The sequence below is a fragment of the Chryseobacterium sp. genome, from assembly GCF_022712095.1.
GTDB lineage: Bacteria > Bacteroidota > Bacteroidia > Flavobacteriales > Weeksellaceae > Chryseobacterium.
The window spans coordinates 1-24,406 of record NZ_JALAHD010000058.1 but is presented as its reverse complement, the minus strand read 5'-3'; the positions used below and the strand labels follow the sequence as shown (position 1 = coordinate 24,406).

Here is a 24,406-nt window from a genome sequence, read left to right as displayed (position 1 = left end):
CAATATAATAACTAAATAAAATTGCAAAAAATATTACTTATTAAAACTCAAATAAAGACAATTTACTTGAGTTTATTGTACCTGTGCCTCCAAATTGTAAATCCTGTAATAGGCAAAGAACAAGCTACAAAGGATACGATAAAATATAGAATAATACTTGGCAGCCCCATAATCTCACCAGTATGCAATGGTTTAGCGAGTGTCACAAACTGCTTATTCAAAGGTTTGTCTGAGAAGATTTCCTTGGTCTTAAGATTTCCTTTTTTATCAAATGTTATCTCATCAGGGAGCATCATCCCGAGGAGGTTTTCGGTATTTATTTTAATCACTACATACCGGGGATTTTCTTTATTGGGAAAATCGATACTCGTTACAGCTTTATAAGGTAAGTGCTGATCAGACAGCTCTAAGATTTTATCAATCGAAACCTGATCTTGTCCTTTCATGTTCTTCTTTTCATTTTGTTTTTCCAGCATGTCACCTAATAAATTTCCAAATGGATCATCCTCTCCGGAGGTTTCTTTACTGACGTTATTGATTGATTCTCCACCCAAACTCACTACTATTGCATTCTTCACCCACGGATAGGTGACATATAAACCTGTTAGTGCAATAAAGAAAAGCATTAGACAGGTATAAAAGCCCAGCGTATTATGCAGGTCATAATTAAATCTTTGAAATTTAGCATTCCATTTAATACTTAATCCCTGCTTCAAAAATTTAAGTTTTTTGGGTAACCATAAAATAAATCCTGAAACCAGCAGAAAGCAAAACATTAGAATCGAAACTCCTACAATCTGTCTCCCAAAATTACCCATCATCAGATTCCTGTGAATATCTAAAACAACCTCAAAGAATTGGTTGGAGCCTGTATCCGGCGGGCCTAGTTCTTTCCCCGTATATGGATCAAAATAAACACTTTTATCAAGGTTATTCTCACGATAGGATACCATATAGCTTTCATTACTTTTTACAGGAATGAGCACTCTGGTAAGTTCTTTTCCACTTTTCAGTAACTCTGTCTGAATTTGTCCGGGTTTCCAAACGGAACCTGCGCCTGCATCAACATATATTTTATCCTGATTGGAAAGGTTGATAATCTGATTCCGGAATGCATAGAGACACCCGGTTACACACATAATAAAAACGACAAGAGAAGACAGAAGTCCTATCCACAAATGAGATAACCACATCAGGTATTTGATACGACCTTCATTCTTTCTCCTTTTCCGGAAAAGACTTTTCTTAATAATATTCATAAGGCATTCAACAATAAAAACATTAAAACAGGAAGTTCCGTTTTAATGTTTTCTACTAAACTAATATGAAGAACCAATTATTTTCTTCCTTTAAACTGAATATCTTTTACGATTTCTTCGAACTTAGTATAATGTTCGGGAGTCAGCGATTTTTTAATTGCTTCTTTCCTTTGGGTATCAAATTTATCCCAATACTCCTTAGCAAGATCATTGTTTCCGTGATATACATCATGAGCATCACTGAACGCCTTCTCAAAAGCATCATTAGCTGCATTCACCATCACAAACTCTTCTTCTGTAAGGGCTGCTTCTGTTTTGATTTTTTCTAATAAAGCATTATCATATCTCGGTCTTTTTCTGGCACTTTTATCAATAAATGCATTGAATTTTTCCATTTGGCCTGCATCAAGAACTTTTGCCATTTCTACCGCCTGTTGGTTTCTCAATTCTTCATTTTTAATACCTAATGCAACCCTATCCATATTTCCACCCTGAGTTTTTGCAGCCTGGAAATTTTCTTCCTGAAGTTTTTGATATTTAGCGGTTATTTCATCATAGCTCTTAGCCTGCTCAGGAGTTAAAGTAACTTCAGTTTTAAACTGAGCATAATCTACTCCTCTTTTCTTATTATCTCCTTTTGAACAAGATACTGCAACAGCTGAAATAAGAGCAAACACACAGATTTTGATATAATTATTGATCATGATATTGTATTTTAAAATTTATAATTTAACTGAACTGCGAAATTTCTTGGCTGGATCTGATCTATATACCCTCCCCTAAAATAGGAATTATATCCTACCGCATCAAAAATATTATTGAAGAATGCTCTTAATCCGATACCGTTGCTAAATGCGTATCCTACCTGAGCATCTACAGTGGTATATTCCGGCATATTGAAAGGCTTCAATCCTGCCGCAACGCTATTCACGTGTCCCGAAGTAAATGTTTTCTGGCTCCATTCATCAACAGGCCTTTTCCCTACATAGTATACTCCTGCTCCTACATCGAGTCCTCTTAAAGCTCCATCATTGAATTTGTAGTTTAACCATGCATTAGCAGTATGTTTTGGAGTGTTCATAGGAGCTGAACCATTGACATAGGCAGGGCTATTCTGATATTGAGCATCTAAGTAAGCCCATCCAGACATAATTTGAAGGTTTGGCAAAATTCTTCCGATTAATTCTATTTCAATACCTTTTCTTCTTAATTCTCCTGCCAATCCATACATTGTATTTCCATCTACCACAACAGGGTTATAATCTTCGTCAAGTATTGAATAAGATAAGTGATCGGTCTTTATATCAAATAATGTAATATTAAATCTTAAACGTTCATTAAACCAATCTGATTTAATACCAGCTTCCCATTGTTTAGTGGTAGAGGCCCCAACAGTTCCTCCTTCCAGCAGAACATTATTTGCAGATCTCAATGAAGTGGTACTGGTATAAGATCCAAATACATTAATGTTTTCAACCGGAGAAATCATTAATCCGAATGATGGATTCCAAGCCGAATTAGGATCTTTGTCTGACCCATTTAATCTGCTATAACGAACTCCTAAATGGGCTTTAATATATTTATTAAATGTAATTACGTCCTGAGCCATTAAACCTAAAGTAGGCGTTAAAACAGGATTGGAAGCATTGGGAGTCCAATCAGTACTTACTGTAGATGGCAAGATATTATTAACATCTTCAAGAACATTAATTTGGTCTACTGTTTTAGAAGCGTAAGCTGTGGTTGTTACATTAGATTCCTTCCAGTCAAAACCAACCTGAAAAGTATGTTTCATAAATCCTGTCTTGACATCTGTGCCGATAAAATCAAACTGGAAAACTTTATTTAAATCCTCTCTGTCAGATCTTGCTAAAGTTCTTCTTCTGTATTCATTTGGACTACTGCTATTAACAGGAGCTAAGGCTGCTCCGATTGTTTCTGACTGATAAGAAGAACTCATGAATGCTGTTCTTAATTTCAATTTATCTGTTAACTTTCTTGTAGCAGTTGTAGAGAAATTGAATGTTTCCGTTTTTGCATTATCTGTAGAAAAACCTAGAAACTTTCTTCCTGGCATATCATATAATGCTTCGATATCTCCGGTGGCTAAATTCACAGTACCTCTATCCGGAGTAGTATTGTTATGCATATAATCCATCTCTACTACGATTTCCGTTTTATCATCCGGACGAATCGCTACTGATGGATTTACATAGATACGCTCTGTATTAATGAATCTTCTGAAACTATTATTATTCTGATAAGCTGCATTCAATCTGACAGCTACTTTACCTTGCGAGTCCAATACTCTTTGGAAGTCCACTGTAGGTCTGTAAAAGTCCCAGCTTCCATATCTGAATCCCACATTGGTCTGATCAATAAACTTAGGCACTTTTGTCACTACATTGATAACTCCACCTGCAGATCCTAAACCATCCCCAATACCTTGGGTAACAGCAGCAGAACCCTTAAGCACCTGAATACTTTCTACTCCCTGCATATCTGTAAGCATGGCAGCCGTACGGAAATCAGAATCCATCATCACTCCATTCTTAAGAACCGGAACACCTCTATATCCTCTTATAGACATACTTTCTCTTGTTCCTCCATAACTCCCGAACTGAGTAACACCCGGAACGTTCTTTGCCACATCTGTAACACTAAGAGCACCTAATTCTTCAATTGCTTTATAGGAGATCACTGAAATACTTTGGATCTGATCCCTTGGCTTCAGAGGTAGTCTTGTAATTACTTCCAGACCTTCAGGTTGTTTGTTTCTTTCCCCAAACAATTCAACTTCTTCAATTTTACTCTCTTTTTTAATGGTGTCATTCCTTTGCTGAGCATTCACAGCACAGGCTCCTAATACAAATAAAGAAATAGATATTGATTTTTTCATGTAGAACTTTTTGCAAATATATTGTTTTTAATTATTCTAAATAAATAAAAATGACATATATCATATTATCGTGAGAAAAAACCCTATTTATATAAATAACAGTAATATTAATAAAGTATTATTAATATAATCATATGATCAATTCACCAATTAAATTTAAAATTTATTAGCATAAAAAATCCCTTTTCAAAAATGAAAAGGGATTTCTATAATCACGGCAAAGTATGCGCGTTATCACACTTTAATTTCCACGTCTACACCGCTTGGTAACTCTAATTTCATTAGAGCATCCACCGTTTTTGAAGATGATGAATAGATATCCATCAACCTTTTGTGAGCAGAAAGTTGGAATTGTTCTCTAGCTTTCTTGTTAACGTGTGGAGATCTCAACACAGTGAAGATTCTCTTATTTGTAGGTAATGGGATGGGACCGTTTACAACAGCACCAGTAGCCTTTACCGTTTTTACGATTTTTTCTGCAGATTTATCTACTAGATTGTAATCGTAAGACTTAAGTTTTATTCTGATTCTTTGTGACATTTTAATCTAATTTAAATTAACCTTTTGTTTTAGCGATTACTTCTTCTGCAATATTCTGCGGAGCAGCTTCATACTTTTCAAATTCCATAGAAGATGTAGCTCTACCGGAAGATAATGTTCTTAAAGTAGTTACATATCCGAACATTTCAGAAAGAGGAACGAATGCTTTGATAACTTTAGCGTTATTTCTGTCATCCATACCGTTTACAGTACCTCTTCTTCTGTTAAGGTCACCTACGATATCACCCATATATTCTTCAGGAGTTACAACTTCTAGCTTCATGATAGGTTCCATGATCACAGCTTTAGCAGCTCTACCAGATTCTTTGAATCCTAATTTTGCAGCTAATTCGAATGATAACTGATCGGAGTCAACTGCGTGGAAAGATCCATCTTTCAATGTAACTTTCATAGCTTCAACTTCGAATCCAGCTAATGGACCGTTCTTCATTGCTTCTTTGAAACCTTTTTCTACTGAAGGAATAAATTCTCTTGGAATGTTACCCCCTTTGATTTCGTTAACGAATTCAAGACCTGTTTTTCCTTCTTCAGCAGGACCGATTTCGAATACGATATCCGCGAACTTACCTCTACCCCCAGATTGTTTTTTGTAAACTTCTCTGTGGTTTGCAACAGCTGTAAGAGCTTCTTTGTATTCTACCTGAGGCTGACCTTGGTTTACTTCTACTTTGAATTCTCTTTTTAAACGGTCAACAATGATATCTAAGTGAAGCTCTCCCATTCCTGAGATGATCGTTTGACCAGAAGCTTCATCAGTTTTAACTTGGAAAGTTGGATCCTCTTCAGCTAATTTAGCCAATGCATTTCCTAATTTATCCTGATCTGCCTTAGTTTTAGGCTCAACAGCAATACCGATTACAGGATCAGGGAATACCATAGATTCAAGAACGATTGGGTTCTTTTCATCACATAAAGTATCACCAGTTTTGATATCCTTGAAACCTACTGCTGCACCAATATCTCCAGCCTCGATATATTCGATTGGCTCTTGCTTGTTAGCGTGCATTTGGAAGATACGAGAAATTCTTTCTCTGCTATCAGATCTTGTGTTTAGAACATAAGAACCTGCATCTAATCTACCTGAATATGCTCTAAAGAATGCTAAACGACCTACGAAAGGGTCAGTAGCAATTTTAAATGCCAAAGCAGCAAAAGGTTCAGTTACAGATGGCTTTCTTACGATAGGCTCGTCTGTTTTAGGATTAGTACCTTCGATTGCTTCTTTATCTGTGGGAGCAGGTAAATAACGACACACTGCGTCTAGCATGAACTGAACTCCTTTATTTTTGAAAGATGAACCACAAGTCATTGGAATGATCGACATATCCAAAGTTGCAGCTCTTAATGCAGCGTGAATTTCTTCTTCTGTAATAGAGTTTTCGTCCTCCATAAATTTTTCAAGAAGATTTTCGTCATAAGCTGCAATTTCTTCAATTAATTGACCTCTGTATTGCTTAACTTCATCTGCCATTTCAGCAGGGATGTCAACAATATCAAAAGTAGATCCATTATTTTCTTCATGCCATACAATAGCACGGTTTTTAACTAAGTCTACTACTCCTTTGAAATCTGCTTCATCACCGATTGGAAGAACGATTGGAACAGCATTAGAACCTAACATTTCTTTTACTTGCTTACAAACATTCAAAAAGTCAGAACCTTGACGGTCCATCTTGTTTACAAATCCCATTCTTGGAACTTTGTAGTTATCGGCAAGTCTCCAGTTAGTTTCAGATTGAGGCTCAACACCATCTACCGCTGAGAATAAGAATACCAAACCATCTAATACTCTTAGAGAACGGTTAACTTCTACTGTAAAGTCAACGTGTCCCGGTGTATCAATGATATTGAAGTGATAATCTTTTGCGTCTGGAAGAGGCTTCCCTTGTTCAGTTGGGAATTTCCAATCTACTGTAACTGCTGCAGAAGTAATTGTAATACCTCTTTCAGCTTCCTGCTCCATCCAGTCCGTAGTTGCAGAACCTTCGTGAGTTTCTCCAATCTTGTGGTTTTTACCAGAATAGAACAAGATACGTTCTGTTGTAGTTGTTTTACCAGCATCGATGTGTGCTGCGATACCAATATTTCTTGTTAATTTAAGATCTCTACTCATTGTCTTAATTAAAATTTAAAGTGAGAGAAAGCTTTATTAGCCTCCGCCATTTTGTGAGTATCACTTTTCTTTTTGTATGCCGCACCTTCCTCTTTTGAAGCAGCCAGAATTTCAGCAGAAAGTTTAAGTGCCATAGACTTATCATTTCTTGATCTAGCATACTTAATTAACCATTTCATAGCCATAGAAATTTTTCTATCAGCTCTGATTGGCATAGGAATTTGGAAGTTTGCACCACCAACTCTTCTTGAACGTACTTCCACGTGAGGCATTACGTTAGTAAGAGCATCTTTCCATATTTCAAGAGATGTTTTTTCGTTATCTCCTTTTTTGTTTTCTACGATGTCTAAAGCATCATAGAAAATTTTGAATGCGATTGACTTTTTCCCGTCAAGCATTAAATTGTTTACGAATCTCGTTACCAATTGATCATTAAATTTCGGATCTGGTAACAACGGTCTTTTTTTCGCTTTTGTCTTTCTCATTGTTTCTGTACCTTATTTAATGATTATTTTTTCTTTCCTTTTGCTGGTGCAGCAGCTGCCTGACCTGGTTTAGGTCTCTTAGCTCCATACTTCGATCTTCTCTGTGTTCTTCCATTTACACCTGCAGTGTCTAATGCACCTCTTACGATGTGGTAACGTACTCCCGGTAGGTCTTTCACCCTTCCGCCTCTTACCAATACTATCGAGTGCTCTTGAAGATTATGTCCTTCGCCCGGGATGTAGGCGTTAACTTCTTTACCATTAGAAAGTCTTACCCTTGCAACTTTTCTTAGTGCAGAGTTTGGTTTCTTAGGTGTAGTAGTATATACTCTCGTACATACTCCACGTCTTTGTGGACAAGAATCAAGGGCAGCCGATTTGCTCTTCTTGGCAAGCGTGGCTCTTCCTTTTCTTACTAATTGTTGAATAGTAGGCATTTAATTGCTTTTTATTTTAGGCTGCAAAAATAGTAATAATTTTTTAATTGACAAGTAGTTAACATTAATTATTATACAAACAAGCATAATATTATTTTAACAATAAATATTACTATAATTTATATTTTTAACCCAAAATAACAAATAAACAACAAAACATGAATCCAAAAAACAAATTATTTCTAATTTTCTTAGCTTTTTATGGCATTTTTGCGCACGCACAGTTAAAAGAAGATAATCTCAGTAACCCCAACAATGGAACTCTTTCCGGTCATGATCAGGAGCGTATTATCTATTATGGAGCTACTCCTTCCAACTGGAACGGAAAAACTATTGTTTTTACCCACGGATATAATGGAACCAATGCTACATTCATTGATAATAATGCCTTGATATATAAATCAGCGTTTAACAATGGGTACAAAACTGTTTTTATTACAACAACCAAAGGTGAATCTATGGAAACTAACGCTGCGCTTTTTGCAGAAGGTTTAGAACAGGTAAAAGCAAAACTGGGAACATCCAAATTCTATATGGCAGCATATAGTAATGGTGGAAAAAGTATAGACTTAGCACTGTCTATTTACGGTAAAAATGATATGGCAATTAAAGTAGCTACTTTAGGCACACCTCTTAAAGGAACACAAATTGCCAATGCGGGACAATGGCCTGGTATAAGCTGGGTAGCATCAACCAGTTATCCGAATGCTGGAATGGAGACCTCTACAACGTACTATATGGAAAATGTAAGAAATATTGTTGACAACCATCCTAATAATGATCCCAGCAAATTTTACCACATAGGACATATCGGTTATAATATTCTTTCAAATAACGGTTTCACAAGTTATCTGCAAAATCTTGCTACAGGAAACATTATTAAAGCCATGGGTGGAGGAAACAACGATGGAACCACACCTTATTACAGTCATTATAAGACAGGAGGGCATATTGTTCTTCAGGACGGAGAAGGAAAACGAAATCATTCTAATCTTCCCAATGATGAATATTCCTGGAATAAAATATTAGAGATCTTTGGAGGAGATCCTTCTTATCCAATAGCAAATAAATCTGCTGAAAAAGCAGACTCCCAATCTGCCGCAGAATTTTCAGATTATCAGTTGGTATATAATGACAAACCTCAACTCATCATTAAAAAGGATGAGGAAAAATATGAGCTGGTCAGCATAAAAGAAAAAATCCAAAGCCCCAGAGATACTCTTTCTCAAACTAATACATATAAAAAAGGAGTCTATATTGCACCCGCTACTCAGGAGAAATACCTGAACATTTATAAAAGTACAGAAAATACAGGTTTTTTACTTGAGAGAGATGCTATTAACGAAAGACTGATCATTAAGGATATCCAGGGAGCTGATCTTAAAAACAGTATTATTCAGGCAGGAGCCTATATGATATCTAAAAAATCTGATGCGGATTACACAAAACAAAAACAGCTTCCTGTTTCATTTAAATATGATTCCGGAACCCAATCATATATCGCTTCATTAAAAGATTTCAGGGATGGAATTTACACTATGAACATTCATATTGAAAATGACCGTTATGCTAGGGATTTGATTTCAGGATTTGTCATGGGTAAAATAAGTTTCCCTCCTTTGCACTCTACTATCAGCAATGAAACAAAACCTTCTTCCAGAGATATCGCCATAGTTAATAATGTATTGTTGAATACGGCTTACGTACTTATTCAGGAACCAATCAGCACGCCTGTTGACCTATCCATTTACGACACTTCAGGAAGGCAGGTCTTCAAAAACACTTATACAGGAAACTCCGGATCAATAGAACTTCCCTCACTACAGAAAGGAATGTATATTGTCAATGTATCATTTAATTCAAAAAATGCCAGTTTAAAATATCTGAAATAAATAATCTACTTAAAATTAAAAACCAGCTTTTTTAAAGCTGGTTTTTAATTTTCTATTCCGATAAAATAACCTGTACATTTTTATTCCAATTAAACTTCTTTACATTTTTTTTCAGTTCCGAATGAATATCAGGATCAATAGAATATATAGTCACATGATCTAAAGCCACATTAATATGACTATCAATTTTCAAGACAGCCACTTTACGCCAGTTTCCAGGAATATGACCGGAAAACCATTCTTCATATACTACTGCAAGCTGATAATGATTATTAATACTATATTGGGTAACAAAATTTTCAAATTCATCATCAAAAACTTTCTCTTTTTCATTAAACCGAATCATTTCCTCACTTCCCAGTCCGGCAATATCAAACAAGTGAATATCCGAAAAATAACAGATCGCTCCAATATCATTGGCTACCACCTTTGAAGTATTATAATATTTTTCCAGAAATCTTGCCGACTGAATCTGCTGCCTGTAAACATTCTCACTCCCCTTAATCATTATTATATGAGCATAACCTACTTTATATATCAATAATAATATATTGAATACAATTAAAGCTGTCATAAGAGGATCTTTCTTCACAAAAGTCAACGGACTCTGAAAAAAAAGAACCACCTTGGGAATAAGCAGCATTGATAAAGCGACCAAAAGATATGCCTCATATCGGAACCCTTTTAAGTCTCCGAATAAACAATGCAATACCAGAGTGACACTCCAGACAATTATTAAAAAATTATTACTAAGAACACTTTTAAGATCCAATCTTTTATAATCCCTGCACACTATAACAACACTCATCAGCAACGGAAAGAATGCAATTTTATAGAAGGTAACATTAAGTAATATTTTATCAAACAGGAAGTACTTCATCTGAGCAAGATAATTCCCTGAAAAATCAATGGTCGTTCCTTTTACTACCACAGAATTTGGAAAAAAATGACCTGATTGCTGATAATTATAATATCCGAAAACACAAATAGGGACAAAGCCTAAAATCAAAACAGCAATCGCTTTATTGAATTTCTTAAGAAGGAAAAAAATAAATGCCAATGAAACAAAGTAAAACATGCTCTCAAATCTTATCAGTCCCAATAAGACAATGGTAGTATAAAAGCCTAATCGTATCTTTGAATTTCTAAAATCCGACTGATACCATTTTTGAAAGCAATAAATATTAATAACAATAATCAGAACCTGAAAAACATGTTCCATTCCGGTAACAATCTGAAAGTGCAATACTGCAAATAAAAGCGTAAAAAGAGAGGCAAAAACTATATACCATTCCTTATTAAAATAAGATGAATAATACTTAACTAGAAAATAAATAACCAGAACGGCAACAATACTGTTAAATAAAAGCGGTATTAAATAATGATTCCCGAAAACATAGATCAAGCCACTTAGAATAGCAGTAAATAAAGGTGATGAGGATGAGGATGAAAAAGCGTACTGTGTCATTCCCCATACACCATGCAATGCAAAGTTTTTGGCTATTGCCAGATGGATATAAGCATCATCTAGAATATATGTAAAAAAGTTATCTGTTCCTGACAACATAGTCATGATATAAATCACACAGATTCCTGAAAATATTCCGGCAGTAAGGTAAAAGCTTCTCATATCCGCCACAATAATAAGAATTCTTCTCCAAATTTTTTTGAAAAATCGTACTATAGTTACCATCTATCACTAGGGCCCGTCCCAAGGGCATAATATTTACTATATTTGTTATATATTAAATAATAAACCACTATGAAAAATGCAAGTATTATAGGCTTAAAAGAAGCCGACTGTAAAAAAATTGCGGAAAAACTAAATGTACTTTTAGCGAACTATTCGATTTTTTACCAAAATACAAGAGGATCGCACTGGAATATTAAAGGAGATCAATTCTTTACTTTACATCCAAAGTTTGAAGAGTTATACAACAGCTTAGTATTGAAAATCGATGAAATTGCTGAAAGAATATTAACGCTGGGAGCAACACCTGCTCACAATTATTCTGATTATTTAAAGGTAGCTACTATTAAAGAGAGTCAGGAGGTAAGTGATGCTGTAAAAAGTGTTGAAAATATATTAAGCTCTTTTAAAGTAGTGATCGATCTGCAAAGAGAACTTTTAGACATTACAGATAAAGCTGGCGATGAAGGAACCAACTCTCAGATGAGTGATTATATTACTGAACAGGAAAAAGAAGTTTGGATGTACAATTCTTACTTAGGAAAATAAAAAAAGCCGCTGATTTTCAGTGGCTTTTTTGTGATCACCATCTGCCTTATTTAAAATGTGTTAAGCCTTAAAGAAAGCATAAGTACCATCCTGAAATATTTTCTTTTATTTCTCCTACAATAAATGTAAAAATCCAATAGTCTTAAAAACAACCTTTCAAATACCATTAACGTTGTTGTTTTTCTCTATATTTGCTTAATACAGAACCCTAATAAAAATGTTTAAAACACATCTCAATTCAATCCTGGATAATGATTTCTATAAAATCACTATGCAGAATGCCGTTGTAAAACTGTTCCCAAGTCAGGTTGTAAAATACGAATTCATTAATAGAGGACAACATCATTTCCCGGAAGGCTTTGATACTGCTTTACGTGAAGCTATTACCAAAATGGCCGAACTTAAGCTGACCAAAGAAGAAAAAAAATTTCTGGCTCAAACCTGTCCTTATCTGGATCTACCTTATTTAGATTTTCTTGAAGGTTACCACTATGACCCTTCAGAAGTAAAAGTTGTTCAAACCGGAAATGACCTTTCCGTAACCGTAGAAGGATTATGGTATCGTACTATTTTGTGGGAAGTCCCTTTATTAGCATTGATCAGTGAACTTCATTATGAAATGAACCATATGGAAAGAGATTCCAATGAAGTTGTAATGAACAAAACTCTTGAAAAAGCGGACAACCTTAACAAATTAGGAGTTACTTTCGCCGAATTCGGTACAAGAAGAAGACATTCTTATAAAGTACAAAATCTGGTAATGGAAGCTCTTACTCAGAAGAAGGACTCTACATTCATCGGAACTTCTAATGTTCATTTTGCCATGAAATACAATGTAAAGCCTATTGGAACCCACGCTCATGAATGGTTCATGTTCCACGCTGCAGAATATGGTTTTAAAATGTCCAATGAATTAGCGCTGGAACATTGGGTAGATGTTTATCGCGGGGACCTGGGTGTTGCATTATCTGATACTTATACTACAGATGTTTTCTTCCGCCAGTTTGACAAAAAATTCGCCAAGCTTTTCGATGGTGTACGCCATGACAGCGGAGATCCGCTAAAATTTGCTGACAAGACCATCTCTCATTACCAACAAAACGGAATCAATCCTTTATTCAAATATATTATTTTCTCTGATGGACTTAATCTTGAAAAAGTAGAAGAAATCACCAATTACTGCAGGGGCAAAATAGGAATTTCCTTTGGCATCGGAACCAACCTTACGAATGATGTAGGATTGAAACCTATGAATATTGTGATGAAATTAATCGGAGTACAGGCACCTAATAAGGAATGGATTCCTACTGTAAAATTATCGGATGAACACGGTAAGTACACAGGAGATCCTAAAATGATAGAATTAGCAAGAGAATTTTTGCGAATCAAAGATTAATTCAATCTTTTTCATTGCTTTGCGGATAAAGAAAAATTTATAAAAATGAAAGCCAAACTTCTGAGAAGTTTGGCTTTACAATTATTAAAAACAAACAAGCTTTATTACCCTACTTTATATTTTTTCCGATAGGCATAGTAAAAAATGGTAGGTAGAATAGTGAATGATAAAAGCATACATATAATCAATCCTCCTACAATCATAATAGCCAACGGTTTTTGAATTTCTGACCCCATTCCATTGGATATAGCTGCGGGAAACAATCCAATTGATCCCATCAGTGCAATCATAACCACAGGGCGAATCCTGCTTTTAACACCTTCTGAAATCGCTTCTTTTAAAGGCATCCTTTTAAGTAGATTTTCTTTCATTACTCCAATTAAAACAATTCCGTCAATGGTAGCAACTCCAAAAAGAATAATGAACCCTATTCCTGCTGAAATTCCGAAAATCGTCCCTGTAAACCACAGTGACAAGAACCCACCGATGAAAGCAAAAGCCAGTGTAATAGAAGAAATAAGGGTATCTTTCATATTTCCAAAATTGAAAAATAAAAGCATCAGGATAAGTGCCAATGAAATCGGAACAACCATTGCCAGCTGTTTTCCTGCTCTTTCTTTACTTTCAAACTCACCTGCCCAGGTCATTTTATGGTTTTTCGGGATATGAACATCTTTTGCCACCTGTGCTTTGGCATCTTTAATAGTGCTTCCCAAATCCCGTCCTTCAATATTAAATCCGACTCCGATATATCTGCTGTTTCCTTCTCTGTATATAAATGAAGGGCCCGTATGATAATCAATGGTTGCTATTTCTTTCAACGGTACTTTTTTATTATCCTGAGTCGGAATCAATATATTCCCAATCTTTTCCGGATTATCCCGGTATTGCTTTTCAAACCTCAGCATAACATCAAACATTCTTTCTTCTTCATAAAATTTGGTAGCTGCCTGACCTCCGATGGTCATTTCAATAACCGCCTGCGCATCTGCAGTAGATACTCCGTATTTTGCCATTTTAGAATCATGAAGCTGGATCCTTAATTCAGGCAAACCTATATTCTTGAAAACATTGACATCAGAAATTCCCGGAACGGTTTTAATGGAATTAGCTACCTGATTGGCATAATTTTCCAGCTGAAATAAATCATTACCGAAAATCTTGATTACTAAGGGAGCTTTTACCCCCGCCACATATTCTTCTACATTATCCTGAATCGGCTGGCTAAATCCGAAATTAATTCCCGGATATTTTTCCAGGGAGACCCTCATATCTTCGAGAAGATCTTCTTTGGAAACCTTTTTCTTCCATTCTTTTTCCGGTTTAAGCTGAATATTAAATTCAATATTAAAAAAACCTGTAGGATCGGTTCCGTCATTGGGACGCCCTGTCTGGGTCATTACAAATTTCACTTCATCATATTTCATCAGAATCTGCTTCATTTCTTTGGTTAGCCTCACAGACTCATCTAGGTTGACACTGTTAGGAAGTGTTGCTCTTACATAAATCGCTCCTTCATTAAGTTTAGGCAAAAACTCTGAACCATAATTAGAAAATTTCCAGCCACAAAACGCCAACAATAGAACAAATCCCAGCATAAATCCTTTTCTATAACGTACACTAAGTTCATAGAACTTAAACATATTTACCCTGAAAAATCTGGAGATAAAGTTTTCTTTTTCTTCAATATTTTTAGTGAGTAAAAGTTTACACATAGCCGGCACATAGGTTAAACTTAAGATCAAAGATCCCAATAATGCATATCCTAATGTGAATGCCAAGGGAGAAAACATTTTACCTTCTACTTTCTGGAAAGAGAAAATAGGCATCAGGGCAACGATAAGAATTAATAAGGCAAAGAAAATATATCCGGCTACACTTCCAGCACTTGTTTTAATAATTCCCAATTTGGACATTTTATTAAATCTCCGCAATCCGACCTGCTTGGCCTTATGCTCGAGAGCAACGAAGACATGTTCTACAATAACCAGTGTTCCTTCCAACAGTAAACCGAAGTCGAGCGCACCCATTGAAATCAGGTTGGCCGGCAACCCCTGAATTTTCAGCATAATGATAGCAAAAAGGAAAGCCAACGGAATTACAGATGCTACAATAAATGTAGTTCGCCAGTTATATAAAAAGATAAATACTATAATGGAAACTAAAATAACTCCTTCCACCAAATTCTTTGAAACGGTATGAACAGTAGTATTTACAAGTTCCGTACGATCTATAATCGGTACAATCTGAACGTCTCCCGGCAGTTCACCACCATTAAGTTCCGTGATTCTATCTTTCAGCCTTGCAATAACTTCACTTGGGTTTTCACCACGAAGCATAATAATAATCCCCTCTACAACATCATCTTCCTTGTTATATCCTACCTGCCCTAATCTTGGCTTGGCAGAAACTTTAACTTCTGCCACATGTTTCACAAGAATAGGAGTAGATCCTTTTACTTCAATCTGAATATTTTCGATATCATCTTTACTTTCCAAAAGGCCGATTCCCCGTACCACATAAGCCTGATCTCCTTTTGAAACAACATCACCCCCTACATTGATATTGCTTCTGGAAACTGCTTCATATACATCCAGAGGGAAAAGATCATAATTATGTAATTCCGTAGGATTGATCTTTATTTCATAGGTTTTTTCCTCCCCTCCAAAGCTTACAATATCTGCCACTCCCGGCACTGCTAAAAGTTCTCTTTCAATAACCCAATCCTGAATAGCTGTAACTTCTTTAATAGGTAGTTTACTTTTAATTATATAACGGTAAATTTCACCTGTTGCTCCTGAAGGAGGCTCAATACTGTAATCCGCTCCATTGGGAAGCTCTACATTTCCTAACCGGTTGGAAGCATATTGCTGGGCATAAAAATCATCTACATGGTCATCAAAAATAACGGTAACTACTGATAATCCGAATAATGAAATAGATCTTACCGATGTTTTATTAGGAATGGTATTCATTTCCTTTGAAATAGGCAAGGTGACAAACTTTTCTATTTCTTCCGCACTTCTTCCCGGCCATTGGGTAATGACCCTTACCCTGGTATTCGTAACATCCGGAAATGCTTCAATAGGTGTATGGATATAGGAATAGATTCCTCCAATCAATAATAATACGGTTCCCAAAAGAACAATCAGCGAGTTTCTCAAAGAAAAGGAAACGATACTTTGTACAAATTTTCGCATTAGTTCGTTGAATTATTGGATTGGTTTTTCAGATTTTCGTAGATCAGCAATGCATTGGATGCAATGATATTTTCACCAGGCTTAAGATTTCCTTCCACATAGGTATACTGGCTATTGGTACTCACTTCGGTCACAGTTCTTATTTCTAATAAACAGTCACTTTTATGAACAATAACATAACTTTGATTATTATCAAAAATCAATGCTTTTACAGGAATAGCCAATGCCGTCTTATCCTGGGAATTTATAGGAAGAACAATATCCGCGGACATTCCCGGTCTTAGCTTCATATTGTTATTATCCATAATAATTTTAGCTTTCAACACCCTTTCATTTTCATTGAATACCTGCGAAATAGCATCTATCTTTCCGACAAAGCTTTCATCCGGATAAGCCAGAGTTTTTACAACTACAGGCTGATTTACATAGACATGGCGCATATTGGTAGCATAGACATTAGCCATCACCCATACTTTATCCAGATTGGAAATAGTAAAAAGCTGTTCTCCTCCGGCCGTAACCGGCATTCCGTTGGAAACATTTTTTTCTATCACATATCCATCAGCCGGAGATTTAATCTGAAGATTTCCTTTTCCTGCAGAATACAACTGCATATTCTTTTTTGTTTTTGAAATATTGGATTGAAGGATTTCCACTTCAGCTTTGGCTTCCTGCAAATCTTTTTGGGATGCTATATCATCTTTATACATGGATTCTACAGAAGCTAATTTTCTTTTGGCTACTGCCAACTGAGCTTGTAACGTCTGGGTATCATCCTGCATTTCATTTAACGAAACACTTTTAACAGTGGCTAAAACCTGTCCTTTTCTCACATAATCCCCCAAAGAGAAATAGGTTTCAGTAACCACCCCATCTACAAGACTTACATAGGGAACTGTTTTATCGGAATTACTTTCCACTTCCCCGGTAAGGGTTATACTTTCTTCAACGGATCGCATTTCCACTTTGGCCAGCTTCAGATCTTTTTTAAGCTCTTTACTGATGCAGTAATTACTTTCTGTAGAGTTCTCTTCCGTTTTTTTCTCAGAACAGCTCATGGCAGCCATAAGCAAAGAGAAATGTATTGCTATAATATATTTTGTCTTCATCGTATGTTATAAATCCTGTCCTACAACATATTGCAGGTTTTCGTAATATTCGTTAAGTTCTTTTTTGGTATCCAGTATGATCATTTTATTGCTGATATAAGTATCCAGAAAGTCCATATATTCAAGCATACTGATATTTCTTAATCTGAAGTTTTTTTCATGACTGGTCAGCAAGCCATCCAGGGTTGATTCATAAGTTTCATCAATCTGATAATAAATCTCCCGGGTTCTGATATAATTGCGGACCACTGAATTGACTTCATTTTCTGACTTCAAAATATTTTTCCGGGTTTCATATCCTTTCTTTTCTATATCCAGTTTAGCTTCCTGAATATTTCCTTTATTCCTGTCAAAGATGGGTAAGTCGAAAGAAACTCCCAGCCCTACAAAATCCTTCATAATATTCCCCCCGCGGTCATAACCGAGTGATACAGCCAGGTCAGGAGTTTTTAATGCTTTTTGTAATTCCAGATTCTTCTGGGCATATTGTTCTTTATTCTTAGCTATTAAAATATCCGGCCGGTTTTCTTTAGCTGTTTCTAACCATTTGGGAAGTTCAAGTTCTGAGATTTCTTTTCCCGGAATTTTCAAAGTATCTGAAATAATAATATACGAATGAGAAGGAGCCATCAATAAGGCCTTTAATTCCACCTGATGGTCTTCAATTTCCTGTTTTAATGAAACCAATGTTTTCTTAAACTCAATCTCCTGAGCTTTAAGGCGGATATATTCTGCTTTGCTGATATTCCCTTGATTTAATTGATTCTGATAAGATTTCGTTAATTTTTCAATAGATAAAATCTGGCTCTCATAGAGCTTTTGCTGCTCCTGATTGTATAAGATTTCCGTTATGGTATTTCGTAATACATTTTTAAGCTCCCGTAAAACTTCCTGCAACTCATATTTTTCTCCTTCCACTTCTAATTTCTGAAGCTCTATATTCTTTCTTCTTTTGCCCGCAGTTTGTATCACCTGTTCTATTTCAGCAGAGATTTGTGTATTCTTTCCCCAATTCCCGATTAATGCCGGCTGTTTTTCTATATCATAGGTTCTCCACAGATTTACTTCGCTGATGCTTAACGTAGGATTAGGCCAATACTTCGCCTGAACGGCTCTTGCTTCTGCCTGGGATATTTCCAATTTCTGAACGATAAGATCGAGATTATTTTCAAGAAAAATAGATTCAGCCTCCTTTCTGCTTATTCTTAAAGTATCAGTATTTTGAGCTAAAAAGAAACTAAAAAAATGAATGTAAAATAATGTGAATATGATTTTCTTCAAGGTCTTTTATTTAAGACCACAAAGCTAGTTCTCAAACATTAAACCCAAATTTAAAGGGAATTAAATTTAAATTAGTTTAAAATTAGAATTCGATTAGAACAGGAAATATCATTATTATTTTCTTGGAAATATCAAAAGGACTTCGGTGCCGGAATCAAGGGCTGATGTAATCTTCATTATGATATGATGATGATCAAAAATAGTTTTTGATAATGACAGTCCTATTCCACTTCCTTTTATATTTTCTACATTTCCGCCACGATAAAAAGTGTCAGTAATATTTCCGAGGTCTTCTTCTGAAATACCTTTCCCCTGATCTTTCACGAGTATATTCAGTTGCTGGTCTTTTTCCTGAATCGTTACCGTAACCGGATTTTGTTCAGCATACTTAACTGCATTCTCTACAATATTATATAATGCCAGATACAGCAATGTTTCATTTCCGGTAAGTTCGAGCAGGGAAGAATTTTTGACATTTAAATTAATTGTAATGGAAGAAGAATTCTCTTTGGCTTTCGCACTCAGTTTTTCATAAATCTTCCATATCAATTCATCTACTCGCACCTGCTGATGAGAATCTTCCAGTTTGGTTAAGCCGGACATCAGTAAAAGGTTATTAAGGATATTTTCAATTTCATATACATTTTCAAGAGCTTCCTTTGTTACCATTCTGTATTCTTCCGGACTACGGTCTTTTTGGGCAAATACTTCCAGATTTCCCGATATCGAAGCTAAAGGAGTTTTAAACTCATGGGATACATAGTTGATAAAGTTCTGCTGAACAAGTACACTTTCTGAAATTCTTCTCAGCAGCTTATTGTAGGATTTTATCAGCTCTTCAATTTCATCATGGGTATTAGTTGTGGTAATCGCCTGGGATATATTATTATAATCTACATTATTAATCCGCTTTACCACATTGGAAATAGGTTTGTAGACAACCTTTGCTAGATATCTGCTCAAAAAGTAGATGGCCAGTAATCCTACAATTAATACTGAAAGCATAATAATGGCGAGCCTTAGCATCTGAGATTTAAAAGAATCATTGGATGATTTGGCAAAAACAACAAAATCCCCCTGATTATCGGGATAAAAAATACCATAATAGAAATTATTATCCGACATGAACTGAACTCTTTTGTTCGTTCTTGCTGTTATTAAATGTTTTTCCTGAATATTAGGATCGTTAAGATTTTTCCCAAATGTGACCTGATCATTTTTATCATAAATAGCCACCATCCGGTTTGCAATAAGACTGTTATATTCTTTTTTGACTTCTGCATGCCTGTTGGTAGGAAGCTCATCTTTTTCAAGATAATAGATTGCTGAAATAAGTGCTGTATTTCTAAGCTTTTCAAAATAAAAAATCTTCGTGCTATCGTAATACGCAAAAAATACAATTACAAAAGTAATGATAGAAAAGATTCCGAACGAAAGGCTGGAAATAAGTGTAAACCTGTTTCTTAAAGTCATTTTAATCTTTAACTAAATATCCTGTTCCTTTTATGGTATGAATTATCTTATGTTCCGTTTCATCAATTTTATTTCTTACATAAGATATATATACATCTACCAAATTGGTACTGTTATCAAAATTGATTCCCCATACATTATGTAAAATCTGGGTTCTGCTTAATACTTTATTTTTATTCTCCATCAGAAAAACAAGCAGCTTATATTCTGTCGGAGAAAGTTCAATTTCTTTAGTGTTTTGGGTTACTTTATGTAAATCGGTATCAATAACCAAATCACCACATGACAAAAGCTGGGATTCTTTCTGATAACTTAATTTATTTCTTCTGGTTAATGCCTTAATTCTTGAAAGAAGTTCTTCAAAATGGAAAGGTTTAGATAAATAGTCATCAGCACCCATATCCAGCATTTTTATTTTATCATCAGGACTGTTTAAAGCACTTAAAGCTAAAATCGGAGTATAGTTCTTTTTAAACCGGATAATCTGTGTAAGCTGAATTCCATCTAACCCCGGAAGCATGATATCCATTAAAATAATATCGAAGTCATATGTATTGATGAGATCACGGGCCTTTTCTCCGGATTCGGCAAGAACAACGTGGTAACCTGCCTCTCCAAGACCTTTCACTAAAAAAACACTGATCCTCTGATCATCTTCCACTAATAAAATATTCATAAATGTTCCGAAATTTCGTATAAAGATAGGCATTCCTTAAAAAAATTCACTGGAAGATGAAAGTATAAATCCGCTTTAATAAAAAGCCTTAATTTTAATTCCTGAAATTACTAATTTTTACACCCGTCTTTTTTTCATAATTTTGGAAGATGGAGATGACTTATTTAATTATTGGTTTTGTATTGGGTGGTACCATAGGTGCTGTTATTCTTTATTTTATATTGAAATCCTCCATGGTTTCAAGAAATACACATGAGGAACTCAACAATCTTTTTATCCGTACTCAATCTGATCTGGATAATTCAACTGTAAAAATTAATGAGCTTAATCAAAATATTCTTTCAGAAAAGCAGAATTCTCAGCTGCAAAATGATAATCTGAATGACCTTAAAAATGAATTTGCTAAAATCTCTGCTGAATATTCTTCATTGATTTCTCAATTTAATGAACAAAAAGAACTTGGTTCGAAACAAACCCAACAGATTGAAGTTCTGACTGCTGAGAAACAAAATATTTTTGCCCGTAATTCCGAGCTTTCTGCTATTAATGAGAGCTTACAGAAATCGTTGGAAACACAGAAAGAAGAGATTACTAAAATCCAGGAAGAGGCCAAGCTTCAGTTCGAAAATCTGGCTAATAAGATTTTAGAAGAAAAAACTGAAAAATTTACTGCTCTTAATCAGAATAATCTTAAAACAATTCTGGATCCATTCCAAGAAAAAATCCTTGATTTAAAGAACAAAGTAAATGAGGCTTATGAAAAGGAAAACAAAGAACGTTTTTCTTTAGCCGAAAAAGTAAAAGAACTCGCAGAACTTAATCAACAAATTTCAGAAGATGCCAAGAAGCTTACCCGTGCTCTGAAAGGAGAAAGCAAAACCCAAGGAAATTGGGGAGAAATGATCCTGGAAAGTATTCTGGAAAAATCAGGATTGGTAAAAGGCCGCGAATATTTTCTGGAACATGAGCTTCGTGATGAAGATAATAAAGCTTTATTCTCAGAATTTTCAGGAAAAAAAATGCGCCCGGATGCTGTTATTAAATACCCCGATGAAAGAAATGTAATTATAGATTCTAAAGTTTCCTTAACAGCATTTACCGAATTAGTAGATGAAACGGATCAGGATGTTTATCATGCAAAGCTCAATCAGCATTTATCCTCTATTAAAAATCATATCCAGCAACTGAGCCAGAAAGCGTATGACGATTATGGAAAATCTTTAGACTTTGTCATGATGTTTATTCCAAGTGAGCCGGCTTATATTGCGGCCATGCAAGCAGAGCCTAATCTTTGGAACTATGCCTATGAAAGAAGAATTTTATTATTAAATCCAAGTAATTTAATTACTTCTTTAAAACTTATTGCAGATCTTTGGAAACGCGAATATCAGAACAGAAACTCTATGGAGATTGCTGAGCGTGGAGCAAAATTATATGACAAATTCGTGGGCTTTGTAGAAAACCTTGAGAAAGTAGGTAAGAATCTTGACCAGGCAAAGAATGTTTATAATGATGCTTATAAACAGCTCTCTACAGGAAATGACAACCTCGTTATCCAAACCCAGAAATTAAAATCCCTCGGAATTAAAAATAAAAAAGAGCTTCCTCAGAGCTTAATAGATACTACTGAAGACTAAACAAACTTAAAAACGCAACTATGAAAACTTTTGTAACAAGGTTTATTTACATTATTATATCCATCATTCTGCTTATTATTTCTCTTTTTCTTCCAGCAGGTATTGCAGGAGGAAAATCTATAGATACTCTAATGTGTTTTTTATTGGGATGGTTTGTTCTATTTGATGGAGAAATTAGCTGGCTTGCCAATCCCATGTTAATTATCTCCTGGTTCTGTCTTGCAATAAATAAAACAAAAATATCAACTATAACAAGCCTCTTAGCAGTTCTGCTATCACTATCCTTTCTATTTTCCAAAGAAATCATTCTTAATGAAGCCGGACACAAAGGACCTATAGAATCTTATGGTTTAGGATACTTTTTATGGTTAGCAAGCTGTATGGTCATACTGGCTGGAAGTTTATTAATATTAAAGACAAAAAATAAAAAGGAGACTGATCCATATACTCCATCTGTTTCATAATTTTATTTTAAATATTTATCAATGATTATAGAAAGTTTTCAAAACGAAAAAATAAAAAATATCACTAAACTTCTTACAGACAATAGGTTTCGTAAAAAGTCGGAAGTTTTTGTTATCGAAGGAAGGCAAGAGAATGAAAGGGCTCAAAAATTCAGTTTTGAAGCTACAGAATTCTATATCTGTGAGGATATTTATGACGGCCCCCAGCCTGATCAGGGAAAGATTTATCGGGTAAGTAACAAGGTATATGAGAAAATTGCTTACAGGGGAAGTTCCGAAGGGATTATAGGGATTTATAAAGTAAAGGAATCTAATCTAAATGAGTTTGTTCCTAAAGAAAACTCAACTGTCATTATTGTAGAAGGAGTTGAAAAACCGGGAAACCTTGGAGCCATATTAAGAAGCTGTGAGGCATTTGGGATAGACGCTCTTATTGTTACGGATACAAAAGTGGATTTTTATAATCCCAATGTTATTCGTTCCAGCGTAGGCTGCCTTTTCGGAATGCAGGTTTTTCAATCTGAAAATGAGAGTTTAATTGAATTCTTACATCAGCATCAATTCAATATCTATACCACCATTATGGATGAAACATCTGAGAATATCTACGTAAGGAATTTTAATCAAAAATCTGCCATTGTATTCGGGACTGAGCATTCCGGATTAAGTGATTTCTGGACCAATAAGGGAAAGAATACTTTAATTCCTATGGCAGGGAGTATTGATTCACTCAACTTAAGTAATGCTGTAGCTATTACCTGCTATGAAACGTTAAGACAAAAGAGTGAAGGAAATTGATCTATAATCTATTAAATAAAAAAACACCCCACTGAGTGGAGTGTTTTTTTATGTTTTGTATTCGTGCTAAAATTATTTAGCAGCTTCAACAGCTTTTTTAGCATCTTTTGCAGCAGCATCAGCAGCACCAGCAGCTTTAGTAGCAGCAGAATCAACAGCAGTTGCAGTAGCTGTAGCAGCAGAATCAACTACAGAAGCAGCAGAGTCAACTACAGAAGCAGCAGAATCAACTACAGCAGCAGCAGAATCAACAGCACCTTCAGTGCTAGTAGCATCAGTTTTTTTACAAGCAACTAAAGAGATTGCAGCGATAGCAGCTACGAATAATGACTTTTTCATAATAAATTAAATTTAATTTTGTTAATATTGTTTTTTCTAAATTTCTTTGTTCTACTCTATTTGAACAAGACAAAGGTATAGCATGTAGGAAATTTGTTTATGAAAAATAATTGTAATACCTTTGTAAAATAGTTTTACAAATAAATAT

20 protein-coding genes are annotated in these 24,406 nt (G+C 35.1%); 6 read left to right on the top strand and 14 right to left on the bottom strand.

Annotation, left to right across the window (positions count from 1 at the left end; genetic code table 11):
• Positions 1 to 62: 62 nt before the first annotated feature.
• The 7 genes from Q0A18_RS02890 to rpsL all read right to left on the bottom strand — a co-directional run bounded on the left by Q0A18_RS02890 (position 63) and on the right by rpsL (position 7,754).
• Positions 63 to 1,259 (bottom strand): PepSY-associated TM helix domain-containing protein, encoded by a 1,197-nt coding sequence (locus Q0A18_RS02890; protein WP_292008666.1) that lies wholly within the window; start codon positions 1,257 to 1,259, stop codon positions 63 to 65.
• 77 nt (positions 1,260 to 1,336) lie between these two features.
• A complete protein-coding gene (locus tag Q0A18_RS02885; protein WP_292008665.1) occupies positions 1,337 to 1,963 on the bottom strand; it encodes a hypothetical protein in 627 nt (208 codons plus the stop codon).
• A gap of 11 nt (positions 1,964 to 1,974) precedes the next feature.
• Entirely contained in the window at positions 1,975 to 4,158 is a 2,184-nt protein-coding gene (locus tag Q0A18_RS02880; protein ID WP_292008664.1) for a TonB-dependent siderophore receptor, read from the bottom strand.
• 234 nt (positions 4,159 to 4,392) lie between these two features.
• Entirely contained in the window at positions 4,393 to 4,698 is a 306-nt protein-coding gene (rpsJ, locus tag Q0A18_RS02875; RefSeq protein WP_002661363.1) for a 30S ribosomal protein S10, read from the bottom strand.
• 16 nt (positions 4,699 to 4,714) lie between these two features.
• Positions 4,715 to 6,832: an elongation factor G gene (gene fusA, locus Q0A18_RS02870; protein WP_292008663.1), complete on the bottom strand. Its 2,118-nt coding sequence runs from the start codon at positions 6,830 to 6,832 to the stop codon at positions 4,715 to 4,717.
• Between the two features lie 8 nt (positions 6,833 to 6,840).
• Complete coding sequence (rpsG, locus tag Q0A18_RS02865) at positions 6,841 to 7,317, bottom strand: 30S ribosomal protein S7 (RefSeq protein ID WP_292008662.1); 477 nt, start codon at positions 7,315 to 7,317, stop codon at positions 6,841 to 6,843.
• Positions 7,318 to 7,340: 23 nt separating this feature from the next.
• Positions 7,341 to 7,754 (bottom strand): 30S ribosomal protein S12, encoded by a 414-nt coding sequence (rpsL, locus tag Q0A18_RS02860; protein WP_002983146.1) that lies wholly within the window; start codon positions 7,752 to 7,754, stop codon positions 7,341 to 7,343.
• 158 nt (positions 7,755 to 7,912) lie between these two features.
• On the opposite strand from rpsL, the gene Q0A18_RS02855 reads away from it, so the two are divergent.
• The gene (locus tag Q0A18_RS02855; protein WP_292008661.1) at positions 7,913 to 9,646 is read left to right on the top strand and encodes a T9SS type A sorting domain-containing protein; all 1,734 of its coding nucleotides are present in this window, start codon (positions 7,913 to 7,915) and stop codon (positions 9,644 to 9,646) included.
• A 52-nt stretch (positions 9,647 to 9,698) separates the two neighbouring features.
• Here Q0A18_RS02855 and Q0A18_RS02850 read toward each other — a convergent pair whose 3' ends face one another.
• Positions 9,699 to 11,276: a hypothetical protein gene (locus Q0A18_RS02850; RefSeq protein WP_292008660.1), complete on the bottom strand. Its 1,578-nt coding sequence runs from the start codon at positions 11,274 to 11,276 to the stop codon at positions 9,699 to 9,701.
• A gap of 132 nt (positions 11,277 to 11,408) precedes the next feature.
• Here Q0A18_RS02850 and Q0A18_RS02845 point away from each other — a divergent pair, with 132 nt between their 5' ends.
• The gene (locus tag Q0A18_RS02845) at positions 11,409 to 11,885 is read left to right on the top strand and encodes a Dps family protein (RefSeq protein WP_292008659.1); all 477 of its coding nucleotides are present in this window, start codon (positions 11,409 to 11,411) and stop codon (positions 11,883 to 11,885) included.
• A 217-nt stretch (positions 11,886 to 12,102) separates the two neighbouring features.
• Entirely contained in the window at positions 12,103 to 13,281 is a 1,179-nt protein-coding gene (gene pncB / locus Q0A18_RS02840) for a nicotinate phosphoribosyltransferase (RefSeq protein WP_292008658.1), read from the top strand.
• Positions 13,282 to 13,385: 104 nt separating this feature from the next.
• Here pncB and Q0A18_RS02835 read toward each other — a convergent pair whose 3' ends face one another.
• The 5 genes from Q0A18_RS02835 to Q0A18_RS02815 form a co-directional block, all read right to left on the bottom strand.
• Positions 13,386 to 16,481, bottom strand: coding sequence for a CusA/CzcA family heavy metal efflux RND transporter (locus tag Q0A18_RS02835; RefSeq protein ID WP_292008657.1), 3,096 nt, complete (start codon positions 16,479 to 16,481; stop codon positions 13,386 to 13,388).
• Positions 16,481 to 17,590, bottom strand: coding sequence for an efflux RND transporter periplasmic adaptor subunit (locus Q0A18_RS02830; RefSeq protein ID WP_292008656.1), 1,110 nt, complete (start codon positions 17,588 to 17,590; stop codon positions 16,481 to 16,483). The genes Q0A18_RS02835 and Q0A18_RS02830 overlap by 1 nt, the downstream gene beginning before the upstream one ends.
• 6 nt (positions 17,591 to 17,596) lie before the next feature.
• Entirely contained in the window at positions 17,597 to 18,871 is a 1,275-nt protein-coding gene (locus tag Q0A18_RS02825; protein WP_292008655.1) for a TolC family protein, read from the bottom strand.
• Between the two features lie 114 nt (positions 18,872 to 18,985).
• Entirely contained in the window at positions 18,986 to 20,344 is a 1,359-nt protein-coding gene (locus Q0A18_RS02820) for a HAMP domain-containing sensor histidine kinase (RefSeq protein ID WP_292008654.1), read from the bottom strand.
• A gap of 1 nt (position 20,345) precedes the next feature.
• Complete coding sequence (locus Q0A18_RS02815; protein WP_292008653.1) at positions 20,346 to 21,020, bottom strand: response regulator transcription factor; 675 nt, start codon at positions 21,018 to 21,020, stop codon at positions 20,346 to 20,348.
• Positions 21,021 to 21,175: 155 nt separating this feature from the next.
• Between Q0A18_RS02815 and rmuC the strand changes: the two genes are divergently transcribed.
• From rmuC to Q0A18_RS02800, 3 genes are read left to right on the top strand one after another with little or no spacing between them, the layout of a single operon-like run.
• Complete coding sequence (rmuC, locus tag Q0A18_RS02810) at positions 21,176 to 22,657, top strand: DNA recombination protein RmuC (protein WP_292008667.1); 1,482 nt, start codon at positions 21,176 to 21,178, stop codon at positions 22,655 to 22,657.
• A gap of 20 nt (positions 22,658 to 22,677) precedes the next feature.
• Positions 22,678 to 23,121 carry a hypothetical protein gene (locus Q0A18_RS02805; RefSeq protein ID WP_292008652.1) on the top strand — a complete coding sequence of 148 codons (444 nt, stop codon included), beginning with the start codon at positions 22,678 to 22,680 and terminating at the stop codon, positions 23,119 to 23,121.
• Positions 23,122 to 23,142: 21 nt separating this feature from the next.
• Positions 23,143 to 23,919 carry a TrmH family RNA methyltransferase gene (locus tag Q0A18_RS02800; protein ID WP_292008651.1) on the top strand — a complete coding sequence of 259 codons (777 nt, stop codon included), beginning with the start codon at positions 23,143 to 23,145 and terminating at the stop codon, positions 23,917 to 23,919.
• 72 nt (positions 23,920 to 23,991) lie between these two features.
• Here the strand turns inward: Q0A18_RS02800 and Q0A18_RS02795 are convergent, their stop codons facing one another.
• Positions 23,992 to 24,258: a hypothetical protein gene (locus Q0A18_RS02795; protein WP_292008650.1), complete on the bottom strand. Its 267-nt coding sequence runs from the start codon at positions 24,256 to 24,258 to the stop codon at positions 23,992 to 23,994.
• Between the last annotated feature and the right edge of the window lie 148 nt (positions 24,259 to 24,406).